Source organism: Xanthomonas sp. LMG 12459 (assembly GCF_009192905.1).
Classification (GTDB): domain Bacteria; phylum Pseudomonadota; class Gammaproteobacteria; order Xanthomonadales; family Xanthomonadaceae; genus Xanthomonas_A; species Xanthomonas_A sontii.
Genome location: NZ_NSGT01000030.1, coordinates 49,830 through 57,905, shown reverse-complemented (window position 1 = coordinate 57,905; position 8,076 = coordinate 49,830). Strand labels below are relative to the sequence as shown.

9 protein-coding genes, 1 pseudogene and 1 riboswitch are annotated in these 8,076 nt (G+C 70.1%); of the genes and pseudogenes, 3 read left to right on the top strand and 7 right to left on the bottom strand.

The features are described from left to right. Both CEK65_RS07895 and crcB read left to right on the top strand, forming a co-directional pair. A pseudogene (locus CEK65_RS07895) lies at positions 1 to 843 on the top strand (recombination factor protein RarA); the annotation flags it as partial. 1 nt (position 844) lies between these two features. After that, positions 845 to 914: riboswitch (Fluoride riboswitch) on the top strand. 110 nt (positions 915 to 1,024) lie between these two features. Beyond that, positions 1,025 to 1,444: a fluoride efflux transporter CrcB gene (gene crcB, locus CEK65_RS07890; protein WP_152181340.1), complete on the top strand. Its 420-nt coding sequence runs from the start codon at positions 1,025 to 1,027 to the stop codon at positions 1,442 to 1,444. 14 nt (positions 1,445 to 1,458) lie between these two features. Here crcB and CEK65_RS07885 read toward each other — a convergent pair whose 3' ends face one another. The 3 genes from CEK65_RS07885 to CEK65_RS07875 are packed head-to-tail and all read right to left on the bottom strand — an operon-like array spanning position 1,459 to position 3,736. After that, positions 1,459 to 1,791, bottom strand: a complete 333-nt coding sequence (locus CEK65_RS07885) for a DUF3325 domain-containing protein (RefSeq protein ID WP_017915620.1) — start codon at positions 1,789 to 1,791, stop codon at positions 1,459 to 1,461. Continuing rightward, positions 1,788 to 3,404 carry a PepSY-associated TM helix domain-containing protein gene (locus CEK65_RS07880; RefSeq protein WP_152181339.1) on the bottom strand — a complete coding sequence of 539 codons (1,617 nt, stop codon included), beginning with the start codon at positions 3,402 to 3,404 and terminating at the stop codon, positions 1,788 to 1,790. The genes CEK65_RS07885 and CEK65_RS07880 overlap by 4 nt, the downstream gene beginning before the upstream one ends. Further along, on the bottom strand, positions 3,401 to 3,736 hold the full coding sequence (locus CEK65_RS07875) for a DUF3649 domain-containing protein (RefSeq protein ID WP_226980511.1): 336 nt from the start codon (positions 3,734 to 3,736) through the stop codon (positions 3,401 to 3,403). Before CEK65_RS07875 ends, CEK65_RS07880 begins: the two co-directional genes overlap by 4 nt. A 315-nt stretch (positions 3,737 to 4,051) precedes the next feature. Between CEK65_RS07875 and CEK65_RS07870 the strand changes: the two genes are divergently transcribed. After that, the gene (locus tag CEK65_RS07870; protein ID WP_152181338.1) at positions 4,052 to 4,411 is read left to right on the top strand and encodes a response regulator; all 360 of its coding nucleotides are present in this window, start codon (positions 4,052 to 4,054) and stop codon (positions 4,409 to 4,411) included. Positions 4,412 to 4,448: 37 nt separating this feature from the next. On the opposite strand, the gene CEK65_RS07865 is transcribed toward CEK65_RS07870, so the two are convergent. The 4 genes from CEK65_RS07865 to CEK65_RS07850 are packed head-to-tail and all read right to left on the bottom strand — an operon-like array spanning position 4,449 to position 8,075. Next, positions 4,449 to 5,102 (bottom strand): tetratricopeptide repeat protein, encoded by a 654-nt coding sequence (locus CEK65_RS07865; protein WP_152181337.1) that lies wholly within the window; start codon positions 5,100 to 5,102, stop codon positions 4,449 to 4,451. After that, positions 5,099 to 5,569, bottom strand: coding sequence for a cytochrome c-type biogenesis protein (locus CEK65_RS07860; RefSeq protein ID WP_017915625.1), 471 nt, complete (start codon positions 5,567 to 5,569; stop codon positions 5,099 to 5,101). Before CEK65_RS07860 ends, CEK65_RS07865 begins: the two co-directional genes overlap by 4 nt. Further along, positions 5,566 to 6,108 (bottom strand): DsbE family thiol:disulfide interchange protein, encoded by a 543-nt coding sequence (locus CEK65_RS07855; RefSeq protein ID WP_152181336.1) that lies wholly within the window; start codon positions 6,106 to 6,108, stop codon positions 5,566 to 5,568. Before CEK65_RS07855 ends, CEK65_RS07860 begins: the two co-directional genes overlap by 4 nt. Beyond that, positions 6,105 to 8,075 (bottom strand): heme lyase CcmF/NrfE family subunit, encoded by a 1,971-nt coding sequence (locus tag CEK65_RS07850; protein ID WP_152181335.1) that lies wholly within the window; start codon positions 8,073 to 8,075, stop codon positions 6,105 to 6,107. The genes CEK65_RS07855 and CEK65_RS07850 overlap by 4 nt, the downstream gene beginning before the upstream one ends. Between the last annotated feature and the right edge of the window lies 1 nt (position 8,076).

Sequence of the window (8,076 nt, the reverse complement as noted above, 5' to 3'; positions counted from 1 at the left end):
GACATCGCCGAGGCGCTGCAGCGGGCGCTGCACGATCCCGAACGCGGGCTCGGCGCCGAGCCGTTGCAGGTGTCCGATGCGGCGCTGCTGGAGATCGCAGGCGCCGCCGATGGCGACGTGCGGCGCGCGCTGACCCTGCTGGAAATCGCCGCCGAACTGGCCCAGGACGAGGGCGGCGAGATCACCGCGCAGACCCTGCAGCAGGTGCTGGCGGACCGCACCCGCCGCTTCGACAAGGGCGGCGAGCAGTTCTACGACCAGATCTCGGCGTTGCACAAGTCGGTACGCAGCTCCAATCCGGATGCGGCGCTGTATTGGCTCACGCGCATGCTCGATGGCGGCTGCGATCCGTCCTACCTCGCGCGGCGGCTGACCCGCATGGCGATCGAGGACATCGGCCTGGCCGATCCGCGCGCGCAGTCGATGGCGCTGGAAGCCTGGGATATCTACGAGCGCCTGGGCAGCCCCGAAGGCGAACTGGCCTTCGCGCAACTGGTGTTGTACCTGGCCAGCACTGCCAAGTCGAATGCCGGCTATGCCGCGTTCAACCAGGCCAAGGCCGAAGTGCGCGAGACCGGCACCCAGGAGGTGCCGCTGCATCTGCGCAACGCGCCGACCAAGCTGATGAAGACCCTGGGTTACGGTGCGGATTACCAGTACGACCACGATGCCGAAGGCGGCATCGCCCTGGACCAGACTGGCTTTCCCGATGCGATGGGCGAGCGCGTGTACTACCGGCCGGTGGAGCGCGGCCTGGAGATCAAGCTCAAGGACAAGCTGGACCGCCTGCGCGCCGCGCGCGAACAGGCGCGGGCTGACAAGGCCGGGCGATCGGCTTCATAATCGGCGTACAGGAGATGGCATTCCTCCTCGAACCGCGCGCAGCATTGCGCGCTGATGATGCCTGCCCAACCCCCGCCGGGGTGGCAGGCGTGCGCCCCGGCATCGTCCTTGTGGAGAATCCGATGCCCGTTCCCTCTCGTTTTTCTGCTGCCGTTCCCGCGTTCGTTTCGCGGAGGCGCGCATGAACCTGACCCTGTGGTGGCAGCAATTGCTGCTGGCGATGGCCGGCGGTGCGGTCGGCTCCGGTCTGCGTTTCGCGGTGGGCAGTGCGCTGCTGCAGCGCTACGGCGCCGGCTTCCCGTGGGGCACGCTGGCGGTGAACCTGGCCGGCGCCTTCGTCGGCGGTTTCCTGCTGGTGTGGATCGAGGGCCGCGGCGCCAGCGCGCCGTACTGGCGGGCGCTGCTGATCGTCGGCCTGGTCGGCGGGCTGACCACGTTCTCCTCTCTGATGATGGAAAGCATGGTGTTCGTGCGCAACGGCCGCCTCGGCATGGTGCCGCTGTACCTGGCGATCACCCTGGCGGCGGGGCTGGTGCTGGTGTTCGCCGGCGCGCGCACCGCCGCGGAACTGCGGCCGCCGACGCTGACCGCCGACCGCTGAGCGAGGCGGGTCGTCTAGCCTAATAGGGCCGCGCCCACGCCCAGCGGCGGCGCCAGCAACGCCAGCGGCACGATCAGCCGCGGCCGGTACGGCAGCAGGCCCAGGGTCAGCAGCGCCGCGCTGGCGCTGAGCGAGCCCACCCACAGCACCGGGCCGATGCCCCAGCCCCGCGCGGCCACGCAGCAGGCGAACGCCGTGCCCAGCAGCAGCCAGCCGGCGGCCTGCAGTTGCCGCATCCGCGGCGCGGCGGCGCGGCGTGCGCCGTACAGGTCGAGCTGGTGTTTCTCCATGCCCAGGCACAGCGCGACGAAGCCGGAGAAAGCCAGGCACAGGCCGAGGACGGTCATGCGCCCTCCGTTGCCAGGACCGGCTTGCCGGATCCGCCGCGGTCGCGGGCGCGGCGTTCGGCCGCCGACAGCGGCGGTTGCCAGCGCTGCATGCGCCGCGCGGCCAGCGCCAGCGCGATACCGAGGAACAGGCAGACCAGGTCGAATCCGGCCAGCGCCCAGTCGCCGGCCAGCAGGCTCACCCCCAGGTGCGCATCGGTGGTGACGGCGTTGAGCAGCGGCAGCAGGCCGAACAGTGCCGCGCCCGCGTACAGTTGCCAGGCCCACATCGCGCGCTTCGGCCACACCTGCGCGGCGACCAGGGCCGTGGCCCAGGCCAGGAAGAACACCGCCGCTTCGCTTTCCGGGCGCGATTCCAGGTGCAGCGGCAGCAGCCGGTTGCCCCAGAAATAGGCGGCGAAGGCGATCGGCAGCCCGGCCACGGTGCCGATGTTGAGCGCGTCGACCAGACGCAGGCCCAGGCCGATGCGGCCGGCCTTGGCGTGCTTGGGCCGCTCCTTGACCGCCCACAGGATCGCGCCGCTGGCCACCATCAGGCAGCCGAGCAGGCCGCAGCCGAAGAACAGCCAGCGCAGCCAGGGACCGGCGAAGTGCGCCAGATGCAGGCCGTACAGGGTGCTGCGGGTTTCCGCGGCGGCGCCGAGTTCGCCGCTGCGGCCGAGGATCTGCCCGCTTGCCGCGTCCAGCAGCAGCGACGGTGTGCTGTAGCCCAGGCGCTGGCCGTCGCCCTGACGGATCTGGATGGCCGCGGCGGCGTCGCCGGCGTTGTACACGGTGAAGCCGGCGATCGGCGCCTGCGCGCCCCATTCGCGGCGGGCCACGTCCAGCAGTTGCGCGATCGGCAGCATGTGCCCCGGCGTGCCGCTGGCCTCGCGCAGGTTCTGCGGCTCCTGGAACGCTTCGGCATAGAACGCCTGCTCGGCGTCGGGATAGGCGGTCTGGATGCCCCAGGGCAGGTACATCAACATCAGCGTGACCAGCCCGGTGTAGGTGATCATCGCGTGGTAGGGCAGGGCGAGCACCGCGCTGGCATTGTGGAAGTCCAGCCACGAGCGCTGGCCCTTGGCCGGGCGGAAGGTGAAGAAGTCCTTGAAGATCTTCTTGTGGGTGATCACGCCGCTGATGATCGCCACCAGCATGAACATCGCGCAGAAGCCCACGATGTAGCGCGCCCACAGCGCCGGGATGTAGTGCAGGTCGAAGTGCAGGCGGTAGAAGAAGTCGCCGCCGCGGGTCTCGCGGGTCTGGCTGGCCTCGCCGCTGACCGGGTCGAGCAGTGCGTTGCCGAACAGTTCCTTGCGGCTCGGGCGGGTGCCGTCGGCCGGCGGCGGATTGCGCCAGAACAGGTCGGTGAACGGCGCGCGCGGGTTGGCCAGCGACACGAACCACTGCGGCGACCGTGGCGCCTCGCGCTGCAGCAGCGCCACCGCGCGGGCGGCGACCACGTCGGTACTCGGCTGCGCACGCGGCAGCTCCGGACGCATCCACTGACTGATCTCGTTGCGGAAATAGCTGGCGGTGCCGGCCATGAAGATCAGCAGCAGCACCCACGACACCAGCAGGCCGCTCCAGGTGTGCAGCCAGGCCATCGATTGGCGGAATCCCTGCTTCATGGCGCGTGCTGCTGCAGCCAGGCGATGGCCAGCGCCATCGGCGCCAGCAGCGCGGCGACGCCCAGCCAGGCGCGCCCGGCGCTGCGCGCGGCGAACGCCCACAGCGCGGTGCAGGCGCAGACCAGGATGCCCAGCATCATGCCGCTCAACACCGCCTGCGCACGCACCGATGGCCACAGCATCGGCAGCAGCACGGAGGTGGCCGCGGCCAGCGCATAGCCGCCGACGATCGCGGCCAGGGTCCGCGCCAGCACGCTCAGCCAGGGCGGCCAGGTGCGCCCTGGCGGCTTGGCCGAAGCGTCAGGATCGCGAAGCGAAGTGGAAGAAGACATGCAGGCCCGTGGTAAAGGCACCGGCTGGGCAGCGAGGCAGCGCGTGGCGACGGTGGTGGATGGCAGTTGGTTAATGATACTCATTCTTATTATTGCGGCGCAAATGTGGAGTGAACACCGTCCCGGTAGCGAATGCGGCAACACAGAGGTCGCGGTACGCCGCCGGGCAGGGATGCATCGTTGCGTGTCCCGTGATCGCGCCTCGCTGATGCGCACGTGCGGCGCATATGCACGGGCGACCAGCCAGTTGACGATGGCGGTGTCCGCCGGACTTCTGCACCATCGACAACGCCATTTACCAAACGGGTGCATGTCATGAAGATTTTGATAGTCGATGAAAACCGAACGATGCGGCGCATCACTCGCCATCTATTGCGCCAGCTCGGCTACGAGGACGTGGTGGAAGTGAGCGATGGCGAGGCAGCGCTGGCGGCAATGCGCGCGCAACGGATTGATTTGGTCATTGCCGACGCAAATACGGAGCCGATGAGCGGCCTAGAGTTGTTGCAGTGGGTTCGCTACGACGCAGGACTGAAAGACACGCCGTTCGTGATGCTAGTAATGGACGATCGCAGCGAGAAAATTATCTCAATCCGCGAGGCCGGAGTGAGCGCGTACCTCGTCAGGCCGTTCACGGCGGACACGTTGAAGCAGACCCTGGACTATTTCGTTTGAACGGACCGCCGGCGTCCATTCGGTCGATGCGACGATTTCAACGCGGCTCGGTGCTAGCCGCTGGGACGGGCGTGGTGACCATCGCTTCTGCAGCGGCGATCTTCTGCGTCACCGCCTCGCGCAGTGGCGACGACGCCGGCAGCAAGGTAGACAGATGGTGCCAGTCGCCGGCCGCATCGGCATAGCGCTGCTGCTGGAAGGCGGCGATGCCGTGCATCCATAACGCGCGCTGGTTGTCCGGCTGCTGCGCCAGCACCCGGTCGAGCATGGCGCGTGCGGCGCTGCCCACCGTGAGATCGGCGCGTTGCGCCATGTCGGTCTCGGCCCAGCCGAGCAGGGCCTCGACGTTGTCCGGGGCGATCCGCAGCGCCTGCGCATAGGCCTGCTGCGCTTCGTGCGGGCGCTGCGCCTGCTGCGCATCCCAGGCCTGCTGCAGCCAGCCTTGCAGCAGTTGCGCGGTCTGGTCCGGCGCGGGCGGCGGCAGCGGTTGCAGCGGGACGCCGGCCAGGGCCGTAGGTGTGCCGACGCGCCAGTACAGGCCGGCCCCCAGCAACGGCAGCAGCAGCGCAAGCAGCAGCGCGACGCCGCGTTGCCGACCTGCGCCGGAACGCTGGACGAGCAACGGGCGCAACACCGCGAACAGGGCAATGCCCAGCATCGCGGCGGCGGCGAGCAGAAAGCCGTGCGTCACCAGGCGTCCTCCGCTTCCGTCGTGACGGCGCCAAGGGCGCGGCGGCGTTGCCGCAGCGTCGCCAGCACCATCGCGGCGCCGCCCAGCAGCAACAGCGCCGGCCCGAACCACAGCAGCCAGGTGCCCGGCGCCAGCGGCGGGTCGTACAGCACGAAGGCCGAGTAGCGATCGACCATGTATTGCTTGATCTGCGCATCGCTGCGCCCGGCCTGCAGTTGCGCGAACACCTGGTGGCGCAGGTCGCGCGCCAGCGTCGCGTCGGAGTCGGCCAGGTTCTCGTTTTGGCACACCAGGCAGCGCAACTGCGCGGTCAGGTGCTGGAAGCGCTGTTCCTGCGCGCGGTCCTTGAAGGGGAGTGGGTCCACTGCCTGGGCGAAGGCCGGCACTGCACCGCCCAATAGCCACAGCAGCACCAACAGTCGCCACCACGGCGTGCGCCTGCGCGTCCGTGCGACCAGCACGCTCATCGACGTGCTCCCTTGAGCGCGGCAATCGCCGGACGCAGTTCGTCGGCCAGCACCTGCGGCGTCAGTACGCCGACGTGCTTGTAGCGGACCACGCCGTCGGCATCGATCAGGAAGGTCTCCGGCGCGCCGTACACACCCAGGTCGATCGCCTGCTGGCCGTCGGCGTCCACCAGCACCAGCGCATACGGATTGCCGCGCTGCGCCAGCCAGGCGGCGGTGTCGTGCGGCGCGTCGCGGTAGGCGTAGCCGACCAGGGGCACACCGAGTTGCCGGGCCTGCGCCATCAGCAGCGGATGCTCCTCGCTGCAGGCCATGCACCAACTGCCGAACACGTTGAGCAGATACGGGCGGCCGCGCAGTTCCTGGCTGCCGCTGCGCAGGTCCGGACGGTCCAGGCGCGGCAGCGCGAACGCCGGCACCGGCTTGCCCAGCAGCGGCGAAGGGACCTCGCGCGGGTCGTGGCTGCGGCTCCACCACAGGCCGAATCCGAACAGCGCGGCCAGCAGCGCGAACGCGGCCAGCGGCAGCAGCCGGCTCATGGCGCGGCTCCGGCGAGCGCGGCCGGCGCGGTAGCGCTTGTCGCAGCCGGCTGCGCACGCAAGCGGCGCGCGCCGGCGCTGACGAAACCGCCGAGCATCATCAGCAGGCCGCCGGCCCAGATCCAGCGGATGAAGGGCTTGTCGTACAGGCGCAGAGTCCAGCCGTATTCGATGTGCTGGTCGTCGACCGGCTCGCCGAGGGCGACATACAGGTCGCGCAGCACACCGGCGTCGATCGCCGCCTCGGTCTGGATCCGCTCGCTGCTGTATAGACGCTTCTGCGGATGCAGCACCGCCACCACGGCGCCGTCGCGCAGCACGCTCACCGTGCCTTGTTCGGCCTTCCAGTTGGGGCCATCGATCAACTGCACGCCATCGAAGCGAAAGCTGTGCGCGCCGATCTGCGCGCTCTGGCCGGGATCCAGGCGCACATCGCGTTCCACCGACAGGCTGTCCGACAGCAGCACGCCGGCCACGAACACCGCGACCCCGGCATGCGCGAGCAGCATGCCGGCCAGTTCGGCGGGGAAGCGGCTGCCACGCGGCGCGCTGCGCCAGCGGGTCAGCGCATACAGCGCGGTGCCGACGCCGACCCAGACCGCGGCGGCGACGCCGGCCACCGCGCGCAGCGTGCCCGCGCTCAGCAGCCACGCCAGCAGCGCGCAGGCCAGTGCGGCCAGCCCGGCGCGCGCGGCCACCGCGCGCAGTGCGCCGGGTTCGGTGCGGCCCCAGCGCAGGTAGGGACCGAACGGCAACAGCAGCACCACCGGCAGCATCAGCAGCGGGAACAGCAGGCCGAAGTAGGGCGGCCCGACCGAGATCTTGCCCAGCCGCAGCGCATCGCCGAGCAGCGGGAACAGCGTGCCCAGCAGCACCATCGCCGCGGCCACGCTGAGCATCAGGTTGCCGACCAGGATCGCGGTCTCCCGCGACAGCGCGGCGAACGGCTTGCCCGCGGCCAGGCGGGGCGCGCGCAGTGCGTACAGCAGCAACGAGCCGCCGACCACCAGCACCAGGAAGCCGAGGATGTACAGGCCGCGGCGCGGGTCGGCGGCGAAGGCGTGTACCGAGGTCAGCACGCCCGAGCGCACCAGGAAGGTGCCCAGCAACGACAGCGAGAACGCCAGGATCGACAGCAGCAGGGTCCAGGCGCCGAGCGCGCCGCGCTTCTCGGTGACCGCCTGGGTGTGGATCAGCGCCGCGCCGACCAGCCACGGCATGAAGCTGGCGTTCTCCACCGGATCCCAGAACCACCAGCCGCCCCAGCCCAGTTCGGCGTAGGCCCACCAGCTGCCGGCGACGATGCCGGCGCTGAGGAAGCCCCAGGCGACATTGGTCCACGGCCGCGCCCAGCGCACCCAGGCCTGCTGCTGTTCGCCGCCGAGCAGGGCGGCGATGGCGAAGGCGAAGGCCACCGAGAAGCCGACATAGCCGGTGTACAGCACCGGTGGATGCAACACCATGCCCGGGTCCTGCAACACCGGATTGAGCTCGCTGCCGTCGCGCGGCATCGGTGAGAGCCGCACGAACGGATTGGAGGTGAACAGGACGAAGGCCAGGAAGCCGCTGGAGATCAGCCCGAGCACGCCGAGTACGCGCGCGGCGAACGCCTCCGGCAAGTGCCGGCCGCTGCGCGCCAGCGCCACCGTCCACAGGTTGAGGATGGCGATCCACAGCAGCAGCGAGCCTTCGTGCGCGCCCCACACCGCGGCCAGCCGGTAGTACCAGGGCTGCGCCAGGTTGGCGTTGGCGGCGACGTAGCGCACCGAGAAATCCAACTGCAGCAACACGTAGCCGAGCAGGCAGAAGGCCAGCCAGGCGAAGCCGGCCTGGGCGTAGGCGGCCGGCCGCGCCACCGCCATCCAGGCGCGCTGGCCGCGCCAGGCACCGAGCAGCGGCAATACGGCCTGCACCAATGCCAGCAGCAGGGCCAGGATCAGCGCGCACTGGCCGAGTTCGGCGCTCATC